Here is an 18,474-nt window from a genome sequence, read left to right on the forward strand (position 1 = left end):
AAATTAGAGTGCGACTCGGCTATTTAATTAATTTATTTTTCATTTCTGGATCAAATTTATCAGCTACTAACATGTCGATTTCTGCTTTAAAAGGAGCAACGCCCTTTTTATCGTTTTCATCTTTTTTCACATATGGGGTTTCCATAATTTTCGGAACATTCTCCAATTGTGGATGGTGGGCAACATAGCTTAAGGCATCGAAACCAATTGTACCAAAACCAATGTCTTCGTGACGGTCTTTATGCGAACCGATTTCATTTTTTGAGTCGTTTAAATGGATTACAGATAATTTATCCAAACCAATAATATGGTCGAATTCGTTTAGAACACCATCAAAATCATTTTTAATATCATAACCAGCATCACTCATATGACAAGTATCCATCGTAACCGATAGTTTATCGCTTTGGGCACAGTTATCAAAGATTTCCGCGATTTGTTCAAAACTAGTCCCAATTTCGGTACCTTTACCGGCCATAGTTTCAATCGCAACGGAAACTTTTTGGTTAGGATCAATGGCTTCATTCAACGCTTGGCCAACCTGCTTGATAGCCACTTCTGGACCTTTTTTTAAATGTGCTCCTGGATGAAAGCTTAAGGCTTCAATTCCTAAAGCATCGCAACGCTTAAATTCATCGTGCATAAATGAAATCCCAAAATTCAAATTCTGAGGCTTGACTGTATTACCTAAATTAACAATATATGGAGCATGACCAATAACATGATCAATTCCATAAAGTTTCAATAGACGCTGACCCTCAGGAATATTCATTTCCGAAACATCTTTTCGACGAGTGTTTTGCGGTGCTCCAGTAAAAATCATCATCGTGTTAGCACCATAGCTATGTGCTTCCTTAGCTGAACCAGCTAACATTTTAGGTGCCTTCATGGCAACGTGTGATCCAATTATCATTTAAAATCCTCCATCCCTATGCAAAGAAAATTATAGCATAGGCAAACAATCAAAAAAAACAGGTAGATTAACCAATAATGATTAGTCTACCCATTTAGAAAATGATTATATATTTAAATTTTATTTTAATAAATATGAGCTTGATAGAATCGACCCATGACTTTAACCGTATCCGTGACACTAACAAAAGCGTGCGGATCAGATTTTGCCATCGCCGTTTCCAAATCATGCAACTCTGAACGAGAGATAACAGTAAAGAGAATTGTCTTCTCTTCATGCTTGTAAGCACCCTCGGCATCATGCACGATAGTAATTCCACGTCTCATTTCATTTTGAATCTGCGTAATAACATTCTTTGGCTTAGAAGTAACGATCATCACTTGTAACTTTTGATCCTTGTTATAAATCATGTCAATTACCTGACCATTGATGAAGATACTGACCGCACTGTACAAAGCGTGGACCCAACCGAACAATAATCCGGCACAGGCAACGATAAAGATATTAAACATAATATTTATCGTTCCAACGCTTTTACCAGTCCGCTTTCTCAGAATAATCCCAAGAATATCAATACCACCTGTTGAAATACCATTTCTTAAAGCCATTCCGGTACCGAATCCATTGGCAACCGCACCAAAGATGGCACAGACTAATGGATCTGCCGTAATTTTAATTGGTGGCAACAGATGCATCATCATACTGGCTAAAGCGACTGCAATTATCGTAAAGACGGTAAATTTGTGGTCTATCTTTCTCCAAGACAGCACAAAAAGTGGACCATTCAATACAAAGTACATAACAGCTGTAGAAATATTAAATGGCATCCACCGATGTGAAATTGTTGAAACCAACTGCGCAGCACCGGTTACTCCAGAACCATAAATCCCACCCGGAGTCCAGAACATATTAACCGCAATCGATACAGCAATTGAATACAGAAATGCTATTGAAACTTTTGATAAGTACTGATGCCTTTCGATCAGCTTATCTAATTCACCCATACTAATAAATTCTCCTAATTGTGTTAAGTTACTTACAACATATTAGCACAATTAAGATTTTTTTCAGGCTTTTTATAATATTTATATTATTTACGGTGCTTTTTTATAAAATCACCACGTCCGCCCATTTCTTCCATTTGATAACGAAGCGGATTTTTCTTGTAGAAATCCTGGTGGTAGTCTTCGGCATCATAGAAGGTTTTAGCAGGAAGAATTTGAGTCACGATTGGATCATCGAATTCACCAGATTCAGCAAGAGTCTTTTTAGACGTTTCGGCAATTTCTTTTTGTTCATCATTGGCATAGTAGATTACAGGACGATAACTGTCGCCACGATCCTGAAATTGACCAGTAGCATCAGTTGGATCAGCTACTTGCCAATAAATTTCAACTAAATCTTTGTAAGAAATTACATCGGCATCAAATGTGATTTTAACTGCTTCTGTATGTCCAGTAGTTTCAGAACACACTTGCTCATAAGTTGGATTTGCTACATGACCACCAGTATAACCAGAAACAACTGAAATAATACCTGGTTGTTGATCAAAAGGACTTACCATGCACCAAAAGCAGCCCCCAGCAAAAATTGCAGTTTCTTCTTTCATTTATTCAGCATCCCCATCTTCAACATATTTTTTGTAGTCAGAATAACCTTTTTCATCCATTTCTTCATATGGAACAAATTTTAATGAAGCAGAATTAATGCAGTATCTCAAACCGCCTAATTCTTCAGGACCATCAGTAAATACATGTCCCAAATGTGAATCGGCTGATTTACTAGTCAATTCAGTTCTTTCCATACCTAGAGATGTATCACGATGCTCCTTTAATTTAGCAATTGGTTCACTAAATGAAGGCCAACCGCAGCCAGCATCATACTTCTTAGCTGAAGAGAATAATGGTTCACCAGAAGTTACATCAACGTAAATTCCCTTTTTATAGAAATCATCATACTTACCAGTGAAAGCACGTTCAGTGGCAGCGTGTTGAGTCACCTCATATTCCTCATCAGTTAGACCAGTTAAATCTTTTTTGTAGTCTGCCATAAAATCACTCCTTCTCTTTATTACATGTTCCAGTATAAACACCAGAAAAATTTAATCTAGAATTATGCTCACAATCTTACTGTGGCAGTTAGTTTGATTGTTAAATTGTGCACAATTTGAATAATTTTCTAATGTTATTTTAAGTTTACCGCTAATAAACTAGTAATTTCAATGATAATTTTTCATATAAAAAAAGTCATATCAGTTATTACCAATATGACTCCTGCATTATTCTAAATATTATTGATTATCTTTTTTGATTTCGATGCCCAAATCATCTAATTGTTGCTTTGAAACTTCTAATGGAGCGTGAGTCATCGGTTCTGTAGCATTAGAATTCTTAGGGAATGCAATCACATCACGGATATTATCTTTGCCAGACAATAACATAGCAAATCTATCCAAACCAATAGCCAAACCACCATGTGGAGGACAACCGTATTGTAAAGCATCTAGTAGGAAGCCGAATTGTTCATAAGCTTTTTCTTTTGTGAAGTCCAAAGCTTTCAACATCTTCTCTTGAATCTTGTAATCGTGGATACGAATTGAGCCCCCACCAAGTTCATAACCGTTCAAGACGATATCGTAACTTTGAGCATATGCTTTGTGAGGATCTTCGCCATCATTTAGATAGTGAACATCTTCTTCATTTGGCATTGTGAATGGGTGGTGAGCAGCCGTCCAACGCTTGATTCCTTCATCATACTCAAACAATGGCCAGTTAACGACCCAGATAAAGGCAAATTCGTTAGGATCATAAAGTTGTTGTTCTTTAGCAATAGCGTTTCTCAAGTAACCTAAAGCGTCTGCAACAACTTTTTTATTGTCAGCGACAAATAGTAACAAATCATCATTTTCAAGGCCTAAACGTTCTACTAGAGCATCTTGTTGGTCCTTGATGAATTTAGATACGCCACCAGTTAATTCGTTGTCATTAAATTTAGCCCAAGCTAAGCCTTTGGCACCAAAACGTTTGATATATTCTTGATAGCTTTCGATATTTTTACGTGAATACTTATCAGCACCGCCTTTAACAACGATAGTCTTAACTTGACCACCATTATCAATCGTACCCTTGAAGACTTTGAAGCCACTATCCTTGAAGGTTTCACTTAAGTCTTGCAACTCCATACCAAAACGAACGTCAGGCTTATCTGAACCAAAGCGTGCCATAGCGTCGTCCCAATCGATTCTTGGGAAAGGAGTCTTAACTTCGATACCTTTTTCATCTTTCATGACACGAGCAATAAGTCCTTCAGTAACTGTTTGAATTTCTTCTTTACTCATGAAACTAGTTTCAAGATCGATTTGAGTAAATTCTGGTTGACGGTCTCCACGAAGGTCTTCATCACGGAAACAATGTGCTAATTGGAAGTAACGGTCAAATCCACCAACCATCAATAATTGCTTGAACAATTGTGGTGATTGTGGAAGAGCGAAGAAACGACCAGGATAAACACGTGAAGGAACTAAGTAATCACGAGCACCTTCAGGAGTTGATGGAGTTAGGTTTGGTGTTTCAATGTCGATAAAGCCATTGTCATAAAGATATTCATTAACTGAATGCTTGATTTGAGCACGAGTTCTGATAGCTTTTTGCATTTCAGGTCTACGTAAATCAAGGTAACGATACTTCAATTTTGTTTCTTCTGAAGAATCGATATCATCTTTGATTTCAAATGGTGGTGTCAGTGATTTATTCAAAATCTCAACTTTTTCAACAACAACTTCAACTTTACCTGTTGTCATTTCTTCATTAGTTGCACCTTCGCCACGGAGTCTAACTGTACCAATGGCGTTGATAACATATTCTGATCTCAACGTTTCAGCAACGTCAAGTACATCTTGGTGATCAGTATTGAAGACTAATTGTACGATACCCTTGTAATCTCTTAAATCAACGAAGATCAAGCCACCTAAATCACGGCGACGTTGTACCCAGCCGTCTAGGGAAACTTTTTTACCGACATATTCTTCAGTGATGTTTCCGCAATAATCTGTTCTTTCTTCCATAATTATCCCTCGATCTTTTTCAATTCTTCAGCTAAGTTTTCTAGTGAAACGCTGATTTGTTCACCTGTTGCCATATTTTTAACACTTGCAGTGTCATTTTCCAATTCAGAGTCACCAATTGTCACGGTATATTTAGCATTCAAATTGTTGGCTGTCTTAAATTGCGCTTTAATTTTTCTTTGAAGATAATCCTTATCGGCACAAAAACCAGCTTGACGTAGGCCCACAAGAATCTTAACTGAAGCACGTTCTGCCTTTTCACCGATTGTTACTAAATAAACATCTAAGTCGTCACTTGCAGGCAAATCTTCATCCTTTAGCAACAACATCAATCTTTCTACTCCAAGGCCAAAACCAATTCCAGGAGTCTGTGGTCCACCGAGTTCTTCAACGAGTCCATTGTAACGACCACCAGCAAGAACAGTAATTTCCTTATTGTCAAAAGCTGGATCAGTGACCATGAATTCAAAAATCGTGTGGTTGTAATAATCTAGACCACGAACCATTGTTGAATCAACCTCATAATTGACACCCAAATCGTCTAATAGAGACTTGAGATATTCAAAGCGGTCTTTAGATGCTTCATTTAAATAATCCAAAATTGATGGAGCATTAGCCACGATTTTCTTGTCACCCTTGTCTTTACTGTCAAGGATACGCAATGGATTCTTTTCCAAACGTACTTTAGAGTCATCGCTTAATTGATCTTTAAATGGAGTGAAGTAATCCACCAATGCTTGATGATAAGCGGCTCGTGATTCGGGATCGCCAAGTGAGTTCAAAGCAACCTTCAAATTCTTAATACCTAAACGGTTCAAAAATTCCAAACCGACTGAAATGATTTCAGCATCTAATTCAGGAGAATCTGAACCAAAGGCTTCGACACCAATTTGGTGAAATTGGCGTTGACGACCTGATTGAGGACGTTCATATCTAAACATTGGTCCCTTGTACCAAACTTTATAAGGCTTGATATGTTCAGGTCCATATAGTTTATTTTCAACGTATGCACGCACAACGCCTGCTGTTCCTTCAGGACGCAAAGCAATGTGTCGATCACCCTTATCGTGAAAATCATACATTTCCTTTGAAACAATATCAGATGTATCACCTGAAGATCTTTCAAAGACTTCGTATGATTCAAAGATCGGTGTTCTTATTTCCGAAAAACGATACTTATTGAACGTATCTTGAGCAATAGATTCAACATATTGCCACTTTTTGGAATCTCCGGGCAAAATGTCCATCGTCCCCTTTGGTTTTTGATAACGCATAAAATCCTCCTTAAAATAAAAAAGCACCCCTGTCTGAATAAGACAAGGGCGCAATTTGCACGGTACCACCTAGTTTTTTTGCTGCAGTTAACGCCTGCCGAACGATAAAAAAGTCACACAACAATTGTTATCTGCTCTCAGCCACCAGATTCTCTGTAAAACAACCTTTCTTGATTCGTAATATAGTTATAAAATATCCAAATTTACTAAAAAAGTCAAGTTTTATCAAAGAAATTAGTATTCTATTCTTTCAAGTTGGACAAATATTCAGTAATATATAGTTATAGGATTATCAGTCGTTAAACAATAAAGGAATCAGTGAAATGAAAAAAATTATTAAATTTTTTGTTAAAAACCGAATCCTTGTTGCTATTTTGTTATTAATCGCTCTATCAAGTTGGTCAACTGTCGCCTTAGCAAGTGCTAATGCTGTTGTCGTCCAATCAGATTCAGTTAATGTCCGTGTTGGACCAGGCTTAGCTTACGCCAATATGGGACAAGTGAAAAAAGGCGATAAATTAGCTATTTTAGCTGAAAAAAACAAATGGTATCAAGTTAGATTATCCGGTGACAAAATTGGCTGGGTTGCCAGCTGGTTGATCGACAACACTGATGTAAGCTCGACAACCAATAAAGTAGGTATTGTTAAAGTACCAAATACGACTGTCTTCAAGAGCGCCGATGCTAATAGTAATGTCTTAGGCACAATCGAGCAATCGCAAAAGGTTACTATCATGTACCGTGAACAAGACTGGACGCAGATTCTTTATAACGGAACTGCTGGCTGGGTCAAGTCTAGTTTTATCCAAAGTACTCAAGAAACTTCTGGTTCATCAAATAGTTCTACTACCTCTGATAATGACATTAAAAAAGTTACCGTTACTCAACCAAGTACCAAATTAAGAATTGAGCCTAACCAAAATGGACGTGTCGTCAAAACCGTCAAAGTTGGCAAACAGTTTGATTATCTTGGTAAAAATGGTAAATGGTACAAAGTTCGCGATACCGATGGTTCAGTTGGCTATGTTGCTAGTTGGGTCGTAACTGTAACAGGTACAAAGAGCGCTGTTAAATCCGCCGCCACTAATATTTCTGAGGCTACCATCGTGATTGACCCTGGACATGGTGGCGATGACTCTGGTGCTGAATCAAAGAAGAAGACTTTTGAAAAGAACTTCACCCTTTCTTATGCTAAGGCTATCAAGGAACAACTTGAAAAAACAGGTGCTCGAGTAGTCTTGACAAGATCTGGCGACAACAGTAAATCGCTTGGTGCAAGAGCTCGACTCTCAAGTAAGATTCAAGCGGATGCTTTTATCAGTCTCCACTTCGACTCTAGTGCACAAGCAAATTCCGGTTCTGGTGTAACTACTTACTACTACAACAAGAATAAAGATGGTCAATTAGCTACTGATCTCAATAGCCAATTAAAAGGCTTGTCAATCGGCAATCGTGGTACAGCACAAAAAGATCTCTACGTATTGCATTACAACAGTCAACCATCAGTCTTGATTGAATTAGGCTATATCAATTCCAAGTCAGACTATAAATACATTAAATCAGATACTTATAAGCAACAAGTTGCTACTGATGTAACTAATGGCTTAAAAGAATACTTTAAATAATAAAAGAGTTTCAACGAATTTTTCGTTGAAACTCTTTTTTAATGAAATTTATTTACCAAGCTCCAAACGGACATCGTCCAAAACTTTATCGATGTCGGCTTTAATAGCTTGACCCTTGTTTTCAATTTGCTTTGGCAAAAACTGGTGATCACGATTGACCATGATATCGTACGCACCATCCAAACTGTTAGTCAAAGCCCAGAATGGTTCTTGGATGAACATTGGTGTCATTCGGCCAACTCCTAATTCAATAAAGAGCACATGACTGTCATGTAAATGAGCTACAACATCATCAGAAATCTTTTGATACTCTTGTTGATACCTTGTTCCCTCTAAGAAATTACCATAGCCTCTGACCCAAGGAAAGGCCTCAGCACCACAATTAGAACATCTAGGAATCAATTCGCTAGGAATCTTAGTATCATCACCCATGGCATCAACCATTTCTTGGACCGGTTTAACCGCATCCCAAACTTTATCGCTACATTGCCTAGAGCACTGGAAAAAGCGGTGATCTCCTTGGATCTGGGCAACCTTCTCTTCAGGAAAAGCCTTAATTGCTTGTGTATCTTGGTTAGTTGTCAAAATGAAGTAGTCTTTATCCTTTAAGATAGCTTGCAAGTCTCGATAAGGCTTTCTAACTGGAGCATGTTGGGTTGTGTGAAGAAAAGTTGCCATGTAACCCCAGAACTCTTCACGACTCGACCAAGGATAATTCATCCCTGAAAAAGCACCTTTAAGAGGATATTTCTTTGCAAATTTCCCAAAATACTTTTTGAATGAATCATTGTTCTCATAATAAAAGTCTCCACCACCAGCAGCTGATAGGCCTGAAGCACCCCCGACAATAACGTGAGTCGCTTGTTTGATCTTTTCGGCAAAGACCTTGATCTGTTCATCATAAGGCAGTGGTTTATTTTCAGTTAAAACAACCGGTGTACCGCCTTTAGCGTATAAGTTAAAATAATTTTGATAATTGACTTGCGTTTCCATAACGATTTTTTCGTACAGTGATTGTTCTCTTTGCATAATTTCAATTCTCCTCAACTGCTAATAAACTCTTAAATGTTTGTCCAATGTCGCCAGCCAATGAAGCTGAACGGTTACTGATTTCTGTAGGCACGTTAATTTCTTTGGACATATTTAACGTAATGAAGGACCAATTTATCTTGGGAAACTAAACTCATCAATGGTAATTTGATCATTTTATTGTTGGCGCCGATTCCTAGTTCCAATTGCACAACTTTCTTGTCTTTATAATCAGTAATAAATTTTTCAAATCGAGTCTGTTGCTTCTCCCATGCCACAGACTTTATTTCAAGACCATCAAAATTACCTTCAACTTCAAAAATTTTATCTGGGTCAAAACCATTCAATTGAAAATGCGTATCAGCATTCGATGTCACGACAAAATAATCTTTTTGATGCAAGATATTTTTTAAATTGCCAAAGGTTTGATTGGGCTGATAATCATCAATCATTAATTGATGGACTTTATGCATAAATACCTGGTGATCGGTTTGCGGTATTTGGGCAAAAACACCTTGAATCAAACTGGATATGCCATAGAGCGATTTAAATTCATTAAAATATTTGCGAAAATTCTCATCGTCTGCAAAAATGTTGTATCCTTCTGCAATTGACAACCCATTGCTGGCACTGATTAAAATGGCATCGCTATTATCAAGCATTTTTTTAGCTTTAATTATCTCTTGATTCATTTTATCCTCCTTAATAAAATGATTGACTAGTTGTATAATTATTTACAACGTGTATTTTATTAACTAGATACTAAACAAAAAGCCGCCAGAAATTAAGAACAACTTTTTAAAAGTGTTTTTAATCTGACGGATCAGGAAATATGTAAAGGAGTTTTATGAAAAACAAACGTAAAACAGATCGTCGCACAGTCTATACAATCAATGCCATTAAAAAAGCTTTTTTAAAATTAATCGAACAAAATTCTTACAGTCAAATAAACGTTACTTCGCTTTGTCGTGAAGCAGAAATCACTCGTTCGACTTTTTATCTCCATTTTGATAATTTGACTGACGTTTTAAATGAAGTTCTTGATGAAGCCCTACTCTTCTCTAACACGGAAGTAGAACCAATGTCTTTTGAAGATAATCCATCAATCGACGTCTTAAAAGAAAACGAGTCATTACTGCCAGCTTGTCAACGAGTGGCCGATTCTCCCAAGTATCATCATTTATTAATGGATCCTAGTCTGAGCGATTATATTATCGGCCGCATTATTAAACATGAAAAATCTCGAACTGTTCCATCTATTCAAAAACGAACCGGGCTTAGCAAATCAGAAGCTGAATTACTCTTTATTTATGCCATTCATGGTTCCTTTGCCATCAATAAGAAACATCATTTTGTCAAAGATGAGGCCTGGTATCACGATTTGCAATTGCTGAATAAATTTACTAGTGGTGGATATAAGGTAATTAGCTCAAAATAAAGAGCGCGAAATAAAGAGCGCGAAATATAACACAGCATTAAGGCAAATAGCTCCTGGTAATCGCACTCTGATTACCAGGAGCTATTTGTTTTAAGCATAAAAAGCTATGCTATGTTCCCCGTTTATGCTGCAAATTCAGGAGAAAAATAGTTATATCTTAAACTCTTTAAGTAAAATATCTTAATCACTATATGGGTGAACACAATCTGCTAATCGAGATTGAATATAGTTAAGTTCAGTCTTCTTTAATTCACGACTATCTTGAATAGTTTTCACTAAGTCCATAATCGTCTTGTGCTCTTCTTTATTGGCTAAATCTAAACAATAACCATTACGTCGCAAAAAGAAGTCCATTGCCACAATTGCAGTTTGAATATTATCCTTTGCAAAGATATCATCACAAATTATTGTGCAAAACAAATGTGTTAAATAAACGTTCAAGTTGTCAAATTGATTCAAGAATTCAACATTGCTTTGAAGCCTTTTTTCACTAAAAGTGATTTCTTCACTATCATTAATTGCTAGGTGAATTGCTACAATTTGATCGTACGTTAATTTTTCGAGTTTGTTTTCCATATTTTTCATCCATTAACATTAAATTATTTTTTCAACATCCAATAAATCACTTACTTGATGGTCGCAAGCAAAATCAACTTTTTCTGAGTTTAAGAGAATTGTATGTGCACCAACGCCCTTACCAAACTCTATGTCGATTTGTCGATCGCCTATGACCCAAAGACCATCAGATTTCAAATCATATTTATCGATTAAATAATTTAACATTTCCGGATTAGGTTTACGTTTAAAACCATCGCTGACACTGACGATTTCTTTAAAATAATGCTCGATTCCTAAACTTTTAGCTAAATCATAAATCGATTGATCACGATGCGTTATGATGAATTGGACATAATGCTTTTCATCACAATACTTTAAAACATTTTTTACATGTGGAATTAAAGTTATTTTATCATGATATTCTTTTTCAAAACGGAAATATGATGCATAAAAAACTTTGACAGCTTGTTTTTGATCCTCTTCGTCTTTTAATAAATCAGTGACGAATCGTCTAATTGAAGTCTTCTTAGCTTCTTTAAAAATTGTATCTTTTGACAAACTAATGCCAAAATTTTCTCGTAGAGATTTTTGAGTTGCTGAGACAATCCCCGGATAACTGTTGGCAATGGTATCATCAAAATCCCAAACAATACTTTTCATAGTTATCTCTCCATTATTATAGTCACTGGTCCGTCATTGGTAATTGATACTTGCATATCAGCTCCAAATTCGCCAGTTTCGACAGTCAAATCGTATCCTCGTAACAAATCATTGAAATGATCATATTTTTTACTTGAAGCAACAAAATTCCCTGCTCCCGTAAAACTTGGTCGATTGCCATGCTTGGTATCGGCGTACAAAGTAAATTGAGAGATAGATAAAATTTTCCCATCGACATCCTTAATTGATAAATTCATTTTATCATCCGCATCGGAAAAGACCCGCATCTTCGCAATCTTACGCGCCATGTATTCCAATGTTTCTTCTGTATCTGTATCCGCAAAAGCCACTAACAAACAAAATCCTTGATCAATTTGACCAAGGATTTTTTCGTCAACAGTGACTTTAGCATCTTTAACACGTTGTATTACAACTTTCATTAAGCTACCGTCCTCTTGATTTCGTATACATTTGGAATATTCTTCAATTTAGAAATGATGCTATCCAAATGTTCCTTGTTGTTGACACCAATGCTGACGTGAATAATTGCCATTTTTTCTTTATCAAGACGACCAATGACATTATTGAGCGTATTAGTATTGGAATTGATAACCTGCAAAACTTCATTGATCAAGCCATTGCGGTTAAATGCATAAATGTCCAATTCAGCTGAATAACGCTTTTCTTTTGTAACATTATCCCAGCTGACATCGATGAAACGCTTTTGAGCTTCCTCGCTTTGGACATTCGGACAGTCAGCTCGATGAATCGTCAAACCACGTCCCTTGGTAATATAACCAACAATTTTATCTCCCGGGATTGGGCTGCAACATTTAGCTAAACGAATCAAGAGATTGTCGACTCCTTGAACTGAAATGCTGCTGTTGGCATTATTTCTTTCTTTGCGTAATTTAGGACTGTCTGTTGCTGGTGCTGTCTTATCATCCGTATCAGTGATGACCTGTTCTTCAAGTTCTTTTTTCTCAGCTTCACGCTTATGATCAGGGTCTTCACTCAAAATCTTATGAACGACGTTGATTGGCGACAATTCACCATAACCAACTGAATTGAACAGTTCATCTGGCTCTGTGTAATTGAAAATCTTCATTGCCAATTCCAGATGCTTCTTGTCCAAATATTTCTTGCTTGAAAGTGAACGATTCTTCAATTCATTTTCAACCGCTTCACGGCCAAGCTGAATGTTCTCTTCACGGTCCTTAGTTCTAAAGTAACGCTTAATCTTGTTACGAGCTCTAGAAGTGAAAACCGTATTGACCCAGTCACGACTTGGCTGTGAATTAGAATTAGTCAACATTTCGACAATATCGCCATTCTTTAATTGCGTATTCAAAGGCACCATTTTGCCATTGATTTTAGCACCGACCGAATGATTACCAACTTCCGTATGAACTTGATAAGCAAAGTCTAATGTAACTGCACCCTTGGGCAATTCAATAACTTCGCCTTCAGGTGTGAAAACATAGACCCGGTCATTAAAAATTTCACCTTTGACTGATTTCATAAAGTCAGAGGCATTATCGGAATTCTCCTGCAGTTCAAGGATTTCACGAAAGACATCAATTTTTTGTTCATTATCGTCTAATTTAACGCCCTCGAAGTTACCTTCCTTGTATGCCCAGTGAGCAGCAACACCATATTCAGCAACTTGATGCATCTCAAAAGTTCTGATCTGAACCTCAAGTGGTTGTCCACCAGGACCGATAATCGTCGTGTGCAACGATTGATAGCCATTGGCCTTAGGAACAGCAATATAATCCTTAAAACGGCCAGGAATAGGCTTCCACTTCGAGTGAATCGAACCTAGGACTGCATAACAATCCTTGACCGAATCTACCACGATTCTAATTGCTAATAAATCATATAACTCGGAAAATTGTTTATGCTTGTCACGCATCTTTTTATAGATGGAATAAATGTGTTTAGGACGACCATAAATATCATATTTAATCCCTAACGCATCAACGTTCTTCTTGATATAATCAATTGCCTCCGCAATATAGGCCTCTCGTTGGTCACGTTTACTATTCATCAAATGAACGATTCGATAGTATTGCTGAGGATTAATATAATGAAGCGATAAATCTTCCAGCTCCCATTTAATCTTGCTAATACCTAAACGATCAGCTAAAGGAGCATAAATTTCCAGAGTTTCATTGGCAATTCTCCGTTGTTTATCAGGACGCAAGGCCTTTAAAGTCCGCATATTATGCAGTCTATCGGCCAATTTGACCATGATGACACGCAAGTCTTTTGCCGTAGCTAAAAGCATCTTCCGATGGTTTTCAGCTAAAAGTTCTTGGTGAGAATGGTATTTATATTTACTAATTTTTGTTACGCCGTCTACAATTGTTGCAACTTGAGTACCGAAAAGTTCTTTGACATCTCCTAAAGTGACATTGGTGTCTTCAACAACATCATGTAAATACCCTGCCGCAACAGTATAAGGGTCCATATGCAATGAAGCTAATATTTGAGCAACTTGAGTTGGGTGAATAATATATGGTTCACCAGTTGCACGTTTTTGCTCTTTATGAACATAAGCGGCAAACTTGTAAGACTTATTGACAAATTCAACGTGCTCTTCATTCATATACCCGCGGCAAATATCTAAAACTTCCTCTGGCGTATAATCTTTATTTTTTTTCATAGAAATATTCACCCCGTTTACAATAAAAAGCACTCAGTGAGTGCTTTTTATTTTTACATATTATTATGATTCCTTTAGGTCAAAATTACAATTATTTTTCTTTTTCAAATAAAAAGTAAATTAAAATACTTAAAAGCAGGTAAATGCCTGTAAGAAAATAGCCATAACGACCATATTTTGCAAAAACGCTGATTACAAAAATGATTGGGAAAATAAATAAATTATAAAAAGACAAACCGTATTTTCTGGTGAACCAACCAATAAAACCAGCAAAAAAGATATTAATCACAAAGAAAAGCCAAATTATTCGACTGGTTCTTCCCAAATGAAAGAGTTTAATTAAGATTGGTAAAATAAAAACCAAGATAATCGAGATTAAAGCAATGTAAGTTGTTTTTGATTTTTCAACTTTTTTCCAAATATTTTTCACAATTTGTTCCTCATTTTACAGTTAATTCGTACTTATATGATAGCACTGATAAGAAATAGGTGGGAGCAGTTTCCGCTCTCATAATACGTGGTCCTAGTCCTACGGATAAAAATCCATTTTGATTCAACATTTCAATTTCATCTGGTGCAAAACCGCCTTCAGGACCAAAAGCACACAAAACTGATTCCGGCTTTTTCTGTAAGGTTTGAGCTAGTAAACTTATTTCGCCAACTTTAGCTGATTCCTCGTAAGCTACTAAATTTGCTGAAACCTGATACTTCAACAAATCTGACAATTTATTCAAATAAATAACTTCTGGAATAATGCGACGTTTAGATTGTTGAGCGGCATTTTTGGCAATTTCTTGTAAACGGGCCAGCTTTTTTTCAACGACATTATTTTTCCAATGCATAATCGAATATTTGGAAGCAAAGAAAATAATCTTGCTTGCACCAAGTTCAGTCGACTTTTGCGTAATCCATTCAACTTTATCCTTTTTCGATAAAGAACAAGCCACAATTGCAGAAACTGGCATTTCAGTACTTGGAATATCCAATTTATCTACTTCTACTGAAAGTTCTTTATTGTCTAAATCAATCTGTGCAATTTTTGCTGTAAATAAATTTTTTGTTGGATCAACTAAATAAATCACATCGCCAATTTGATGACGCAAAACTTTAACGATATGTTTAAATGTTTCAGAATCGTTTATTTTAAAATTACTATCAATTATTTCATTATTAACGAAGTATTGCTCCATCTTCTGCCTCGTACTCTTCTTTTCTTCTACAAATCAAAGTAGACCATCCCTTAAGATGGAGAACTTCAACGACGATAAAACCTATTTCTGTCATTTTATCAGTAATCAAAGCTTCTTTTTCATTGATAATTCCTGAAAGAATGACAAATCCATTTTTATTTAAATGTTCATCGATTTGAGGGACAAACTGTAAAATCACATCTGCCAAAATATTAGCTACAATGACGTCAACTTTTCCATTTACGCCGTCTAACAATGAATTCTCGTACACTTCAATATCTTCGCAGCCAGGATTTAATTGAATATTTTCTTTAGCCGCACGAACGGCTTCTTTATCCAAATCAAAAGCTTTAATATCACTGACGCCTAATTGACGTGCTTGAATCGACAGGATTCCTGAACCTGTTCCAACGTCATAGAGTGACTTGGATTGACCAAGTATCATCTCTAAAGCTTGCATACAAGAAAAAGTCGTGGAATGAGTCCCCGTTCCAAAGGACTTGCCTGGGTCCATCGTGATTATTCGTTCACCAGGGTTCTTGGGTTGGTAATCGACCCAATTTGGCACAACAGTCAAATAACGGCTGATTTGAACGGGATGATAATATTGTTTCCATTCATTTTCCCAACTTTTATCGTCTAAATCACTGACAGATACTTCCACTCCAGTAATATCAAAACCAAAATCAGTTAATTTGTTAATCTGTGCTTCTAATTCTGTCAAAATCTTTGTATTATAATTTTTTTCATCAAAATAAGAATTAATCTTGGTTTTGACACTTTTATCTTCATCATCGACCATTTCTGTTCCGTTTGCGCCAACACGCATAAATACGTCAGAAATAATCTCGGGGTCAAAATCATTTGGGATTGCGACCGTTATTTTTTTCCAAATCATAAACGTTCCTCCATTATTATAAGATTACTAGAAAAGGCCAATAAAAAAAAGACGTTACCGTCTTTATTTAGTTAAAAAACCAATTGTATGAATAAAATCTACTTGGCGTTGTTTAATTTTTTGTTTTGCTTCTTCTAATTTTGGATGATTGATTTGATTTTGATCCGTATCTAAGCAGCTGATCCCATCAATTAAATCGAGAAAATATTGATTCAGTTTTTCAGCTATCAAACTATTTTCCAATTGGTATTTTGTTATATATGAATTGCATAGTTTGATAAATTTATGAATATTAGAAAGATAGTTTTCTTGCAACCGAGCATATGTTTCGTATCGTAAGGCTTCCCCACGCTCGATTACCTTCATCGTTTTAAAATATTCCGCAAACACTTCATTATAAGTAACGAACCTTTCTAATAAGACATTTGTTTCTAAAATACGATATTTACTAGTTGTTAATTCCATAAATCCACCTCATTTCTTTTTAAGACTATACCATATGTTTTTAATTATTAAAAGCATTAGTTTTTAGTTATATAATTATAATAAAAAAGAACAACCTATTTTTTATCAGGTTGTTCTCTTGTGTCATAAGCTTTTTTCCTTAAAGATTCATTATCCTTAAACAACTTTTGAGCCTCAGATAATTTCTTTGGGCTATTCTTAATTTCTTGAGAAATTTTGCTAAAATCATTTTTGGCAGGATCTTCTGGTTCTTTTTTAAACAAACTCATCTAATCGCTCCTTATCCTGTTGTAACGCTAATAATTATATAACAGTTAGCTACAAATGGTTTAATAATTAAAAATAAATTGTATGCCAAATATTCAATTACTTTTAAAAATTATCTGCTTTGTTATTATATACTAAGTAAGTGTTAAGTATTGGGGATTGGTGACAAAAAATGAGCAAAAAAAAGAAATTACAAAAAACTCTCGTAGAAAAAATTTTAGATAAAGAAAAAATTGCATATCAACCGATGACTTTTGAAACTGAAAAAGACGGCGATACTCAAGAAATTGCGACTGATAAGACTAGTCGTGACGGCTACAAAATTTATAAAACATTAGTTTTAACTGGAAATAAAACTGGTCCTTTAGTTGGCATGCTGCCATTAGATAAGCATCTAAGCTACAAAAAGTTGGCTAAAATATCAGTCAATAAAAAAGTTGGCATGATTCCTCTAAAAGACCTCGTTAAAACTAGTGGCTTTGAACATGGAGCCAATAGTCCAGTGGGAATTCGTTCGCTTCACAATTATCCTATTTATTTCTCAAAAGAAGCCGATGAAGCTGAAAAAATTATCGTCTCAGCTGGCAAAATTGGGCAATCACTCTTGGTTGAACCACATGACCTGGCAAAATCAGTTGATGCTAAATTTGGAGATTTTGAGGTTGATAATCCAGAGTAAACAAAAAGTCGAAGTGAATTAACACTCCGACAATTTTTTTACATTAATTATGCAGCTTTGTTTTTCAAATTAGTGATAGCTTCTTCGATGGTTGTACCGTTGCCATAGCGATTACTATCTTTAACATCAACTGCTGTGAATAATTGATCCTTCATATCTAAAAGAATTCTGTATTTCATATTATTCACGCCTCCTTTATGTTCCGTATATCTTAGAGGTAGCGACTGAGATTATAATACGGTCTTCTTTTACCAAAGTCAACTTTAAGCTCTTGCCTTGACTTTATCAGGGATTCGCATAAAATTTAAGACACAAGCATTAAAAAAAGGAGAATTTAATGAACAATATTTGGAAATACGTTTTAGGATTTTTCATCGCCCTATTATTGTTTTCTATCTTTATCCATTTAATCTTGCCATTGATCGTCATCTTGGCAATTGTTGGTGGAATCTACTATCTATATAAGAAACACCAAAAAGATAAATATACCCCTGAGGGACGTAAAAAAGTAAATTAATCAATTAAATGACAAAAGCAGAGTTTGATTGCAACGACAATTGCAGTTAAACCCTGCTATTTTTTTGGCTTATCAATGTCTGCTGTAGCGGAGATCAGTAGTAAAACCGCTCCTGCAACGACAGCAGAAATCAAATTACTTTTGCTGAACCATTTGAAAATAAATCCTAGTACAGCTAAGACCAAAAGTAAAATACCCAACCAACGGTCTAATTTCATCAGTAAATTCAT

23 protein-coding genes are annotated in these 18,474 nt (G+C 35.8%); 4 read left to right on the plus strand and 19 right to left on the minus strand.

Annotated features, from left to right (window positions below; all coding sequences use genetic code 11):
* Positions 1-19: 19 nt before the first annotated feature.
* The 6 genes from FHL05_RS01175 to hisS form a co-directional block, all read right to left on the minus strand.
* Positions 20-913: a deoxyribonuclease IV gene (locus tag FHL05_RS01175; protein WP_153521833.1), complete on the minus strand. Its 894-nt coding sequence runs from the start codon at positions 911-913 to the stop codon at positions 20-22.
* Positions 914-1,038: 125 nt separating this feature from the next.
* Positions 1,039-1,917 carry a YitT family protein gene (locus FHL05_RS01180; protein WP_153385462.1) on the minus strand — a complete coding sequence of 293 codons (879 nt, stop codon included), beginning with the start codon at positions 1,915-1,917 and terminating at the stop codon, positions 1,039-1,041.
* 86 nt (positions 1,918-2,003) lie between these two features.
* Complete coding sequence (msrA, locus tag FHL05_RS01185) at positions 2,004-2,522, minus strand: peptide-methionine (S)-S-oxide reductase MsrA (protein ID WP_153385463.1); 519 nt, start codon at positions 2,520-2,522, stop codon at positions 2,004-2,006.
* Complete coding sequence (gene msrB / locus FHL05_RS01190; protein ID WP_153385464.1) at positions 2,523-2,963, minus strand: peptide-methionine (R)-S-oxide reductase MsrB; 441 nt, start codon at positions 2,961-2,963, stop codon at positions 2,523-2,525.
* Between the two features lie 240 nt (positions 2,964-3,203).
* Positions 3,204-4,976 carry an aspartate--tRNA ligase gene (gene aspS, locus FHL05_RS01195; RefSeq protein ID WP_153385465.1) on the minus strand — a complete coding sequence of 591 codons (1,773 nt, stop codon included), beginning with the start codon at positions 4,974-4,976 and terminating at the stop codon, positions 3,204-3,206.
* Between the two features lie 2 nt (positions 4,977-4,978).
* Positions 4,979-6,250 carry a histidine--tRNA ligase gene (hisS, locus tag FHL05_RS01200; RefSeq protein ID WP_153385466.1) on the minus strand — a complete coding sequence of 424 codons (1,272 nt, stop codon included), beginning with the start codon at positions 6,248-6,250 and terminating at the stop codon, positions 4,979-4,981.
* A 323-nt stretch (positions 6,251-6,573) separates the two neighbouring features.
* Here hisS and FHL05_RS01205 point away from each other — a divergent pair, with 323 nt between their 5' ends.
* A complete protein-coding gene (locus tag FHL05_RS01205) occupies positions 6,574-7,875 on the plus strand; it encodes an N-acetylmuramoyl-L-alanine amidase family protein (RefSeq protein ID WP_153385467.1) in 1,302 nt (433 codons plus the stop codon).
* A gap of 48 nt (positions 7,876-7,923) precedes the next feature.
* Here FHL05_RS01205 and FHL05_RS01210 read toward each other — a convergent pair whose 3' ends face one another.
* Positions 7,924-8,904 carry an SIR2 family NAD-dependent protein deacylase gene (locus FHL05_RS01210; protein WP_153385468.1) on the minus strand — a complete coding sequence of 327 codons (981 nt, stop codon included), beginning with the start codon at positions 8,902-8,904 and terminating at the stop codon, positions 7,924-7,926.
* Positions 8,905-8,999: 95 nt separating this feature from the next.
* On the minus strand, positions 9,000-9,596 hold the full coding sequence (locus FHL05_RS01215; RefSeq protein ID WP_238333973.1) for an SIR2 family NAD-dependent protein deacylase: 597 nt from the start codon (positions 9,594-9,596) through the stop codon (positions 9,000-9,002).
* A 155-nt stretch (positions 9,597-9,751) separates the two neighbouring features.
* Here FHL05_RS01215 and FHL05_RS01220 point away from each other — a divergent pair, with 155 nt between their 5' ends.
* Positions 9,752-10,342 carry a TetR/AcrR family transcriptional regulator gene (locus FHL05_RS01220; RefSeq protein ID WP_153385469.1) on the plus strand — a complete coding sequence of 197 codons (591 nt, stop codon included), beginning with the start codon at positions 9,752-9,754 and terminating at the stop codon, positions 10,340-10,342.
* A 180-nt stretch (positions 10,343-10,522) separates the two neighbouring features.
* Here FHL05_RS01220 and FHL05_RS01225 read toward each other — a convergent pair whose 3' ends face one another.
* The 9 genes from FHL05_RS01225 to FHL05_RS12445 form a co-directional block, all read right to left on the minus strand.
* Positions 10,523-10,918, minus strand: coding sequence for a hypothetical protein (locus tag FHL05_RS01225; protein WP_153385470.1), 396 nt, complete (start codon positions 10,916-10,918; stop codon positions 10,523-10,525).
* Positions 10,919-10,936: 18 nt separating this feature from the next.
* Entirely contained in the window at positions 10,937-11,560 is a 624-nt protein-coding gene (locus FHL05_RS01230) for an HAD-IA family hydrolase (protein WP_153385471.1), read from the minus strand.
* A gap of 2 nt (positions 11,561-11,562) precedes the next feature.
* A complete protein-coding gene (gene dtd / locus FHL05_RS01235) occupies positions 11,563-12,000 on the minus strand; it encodes a D-aminoacyl-tRNA deacylase (protein WP_153521835.1) in 438 nt (145 codons plus the stop codon).
* The gene (locus tag FHL05_RS01240; RefSeq protein WP_153521837.1) at positions 12,000-14,228 is read right to left on the minus strand and encodes a RelA/SpoT family protein; all 2,229 of its coding nucleotides are present in this window, start codon (positions 14,226-14,228) and stop codon (positions 12,000-12,002) included. Before FHL05_RS01240 ends, dtd begins: the two co-directional genes overlap by 1 nt.
* 91 nt (positions 14,229-14,319) lie before the next feature.
* The gene (locus FHL05_RS01245) at positions 14,320-14,658 is read right to left on the minus strand and encodes a hypothetical protein (RefSeq protein ID WP_162000153.1); all 339 of its coding nucleotides are present in this window, start codon (positions 14,656-14,658) and stop codon (positions 14,320-14,322) included.
* Between the two features lie 10 nt (positions 14,659-14,668).
* The gene (locus FHL05_RS01250; RefSeq protein WP_153385474.1) at positions 14,669-15,418 is read right to left on the minus strand and encodes an RsmE family RNA methyltransferase; all 750 of its coding nucleotides are present in this window, start codon (positions 15,416-15,418) and stop codon (positions 14,669-14,671) included.
* Positions 15,399-16,316 (minus strand): 50S ribosomal protein L11 methyltransferase, encoded by a 918-nt coding sequence (gene prmA / locus FHL05_RS01255; RefSeq protein ID WP_153385475.1) that lies wholly within the window; start codon positions 16,314-16,316, stop codon positions 15,399-15,401. The genes FHL05_RS01250 and prmA overlap by 20 nt, the downstream gene beginning before the upstream one ends.
* A gap of 63 nt (positions 16,317-16,379) precedes the next feature.
* Entirely contained in the window at positions 16,380-16,781 is a 402-nt protein-coding gene (locus tag FHL05_RS01260) for a hypothetical protein (protein WP_153385476.1), read from the minus strand.
* 95 nt (positions 16,782-16,876) lie between these two features.
* The gene (locus FHL05_RS12445; RefSeq protein WP_162853722.1) at positions 16,877-17,050 is read right to left on the minus strand and encodes a hypothetical protein; all 174 of its coding nucleotides are present in this window, start codon (positions 17,048-17,050) and stop codon (positions 16,877-16,879) included.
* A gap of 170 nt (positions 17,051-17,220) precedes the next feature.
* On the opposite strand from FHL05_RS12445, the gene FHL05_RS01265 reads away from it, so the two are divergent.
* Entirely contained in the window at positions 17,221-17,727 is a 507-nt protein-coding gene (locus tag FHL05_RS01265) for an aminoacyl-tRNA deacylase (protein ID WP_153521839.1), read from the plus strand.
* Positions 17,728-17,774: 47 nt separating this feature from the next.
* Here the strand turns inward: FHL05_RS01265 and FHL05_RS12665 are convergent, their stop codons facing one another.
* Positions 17,775-17,906, minus strand: a complete 132-nt coding sequence (locus tag FHL05_RS12665; RefSeq protein ID WP_272950453.1) for a hypothetical protein — start codon at positions 17,904-17,906, stop codon at positions 17,775-17,777.
* 158 nt (positions 17,907-18,064) lie between these two features.
* Between FHL05_RS12665 and FHL05_RS01270 the strand changes: the two genes are divergently transcribed.
* Entirely contained in the window at positions 18,065-18,244 is a 180-nt protein-coding gene (locus FHL05_RS01270; RefSeq protein WP_153385478.1) for a hypothetical protein, read from the plus strand.
* Between the two features lie 56 nt (positions 18,245-18,300).
* Here the strand turns inward: FHL05_RS01270 and FHL05_RS01275 are convergent, their stop codons facing one another.
* Positions 18,301-18,474 (minus strand): hypothetical protein, encoded by a 174-nt coding sequence (locus FHL05_RS01275; protein WP_153385479.1) that lies wholly within the window; start codon positions 18,472-18,474, stop codon positions 18,301-18,303.

This window comes from Companilactobacillus halodurans (assembly GCF_009600995.1).
In the GTDB taxonomy this organism is placed as follows: domain Bacteria; phylum Bacillota; class Bacilli; order Lactobacillales; family Lactobacillaceae; genus Companilactobacillus; species Companilactobacillus halodurans.

Coding starts and splice junctions, on each gene's coding strand:
- FHL05_RS01175 (WP_153521833.1), bottom strand. CDS start 913: ATGATAATTGGATCACACGTTGCCATGAAGGCACCTAAAATGTTAGCT.
- FHL05_RS01180 (WP_153385462.1), bottom strand. CDS start 1,917: ATGGGTGAATTAGATAAGCTGATCGAAAGGCATCAGTACTTATCAAAA.
- msrA (WP_153385463.1), bottom strand. CDS start 2,522: ATGAAAGAAGAAACTGCAATTTTTGCTGGGGGCTGCTTTTGGTGCATG.
- msrB (WP_153385464.1), bottom strand. CDS start 2,963: ATGGCAGACTACAAAAAAGATTTAACTGGTCTAACTGATGAGGAATAT.
- aspS (WP_153385465.1), bottom strand. CDS start 4,976: ATGGAAGAAAGAACAGATTATTGCGGAAACATCACTGAAGAATATGTC.
- hisS (WP_153385466.1), bottom strand. CDS start 6,250: ATGCGTTATCAAAAACCAAAGGGGACGATGGACATTTTGCCCGGAGAT.
- FHL05_RS01205 (WP_153385467.1), top strand. CDS start 6,574: ATGAAAAAAATTATTAAATTTTTTGTTAAAAACCGAATCCTTGTTGCT.
- FHL05_RS01210 (WP_153385468.1), bottom strand. CDS start 8,904: ATGCAAAGAGAACAATCACTGTACGAAAAAATCGTTATGGAAACGCAA.
- FHL05_RS01215 (WP_238333973.1), bottom strand. CDS start 9,596: ATGAATCAAGAGATAATTAAAGCTAAAAAAATGCTTGATAATAGCGAT.
- FHL05_RS01220 (WP_153385469.1), top strand. CDS start 9,752: ATGAAAAACAAACGTAAAACAGATCGTCGCACAGTCTATACAATCAAT.
- FHL05_RS01225 (WP_153385470.1), bottom strand. CDS start 10,918: ATGGAAAACAAACTCGAAAAATTAACGTACGATCAAATTGTAGCAATT.
- FHL05_RS01230 (WP_153385471.1), bottom strand. CDS start 11,560: ATGAAAAGTATTGTTTGGGATTTTGATGATACCATTGCCAACAGTTAT.
- dtd (WP_153521835.1), bottom strand. CDS start 12,000: ATGAAAGTTGTAATACAACGTGTTAAAGATGCTAAAGTCACTGTTGAC.
- FHL05_RS01240 (WP_153521837.1), bottom strand. CDS start 14,228: ATGAAAAAAAATAAAGATTATACGCCAGAGGAAGTTTTAGATATTTGC.
- FHL05_RS01250 (WP_153385474.1), bottom strand. CDS start 15,418: ATGGAGCAATACTTCGTTAATAATGAAATAATTGATAGTAATTTTAAA.
- prmA (WP_153385475.1), bottom strand. CDS start 16,316: ATGATTTGGAAAAAAATAACGGTCGCAATCCCAAATGATTTTGACCCC.
- FHL05_RS01260 (WP_153385476.1), bottom strand. CDS start 16,781: ATGGAATTAACAACTAGTAAATATCGTATTTTAGAAACAAATGTCTTA.
- FHL05_RS12445 (WP_162853722.1), bottom strand. CDS start 17,050: ATGAGTTTGTTTAAAAAAGAACCAGAAGATCCTGCCAAAAATGATTTT.
- FHL05_RS01265 (WP_153521839.1), top strand. CDS start 17,221: ATGAGCAAAAAAAAGAAATTACAAAAAACTCTCGTAGAAAAAATTTTA.
- FHL05_RS12665 (WP_272950453.1), bottom strand. CDS start 17,906: ATGAAATACAGAATTCTTTTAGATATGAAGGATCAATTATTCACAGCA.
- FHL05_RS01270 (WP_153385478.1), top strand. CDS start 18,065: ATGAACAATATTTGGAAATACGTTTTAGGATTTTTCATCGCCCTATTA.
- FHL05_RS01275 (WP_153385479.1), bottom strand. CDS start 18,474: ATGAATTTACTGATGAAATTAGACCGTTGGTTGGGTATTTTACTTTTG.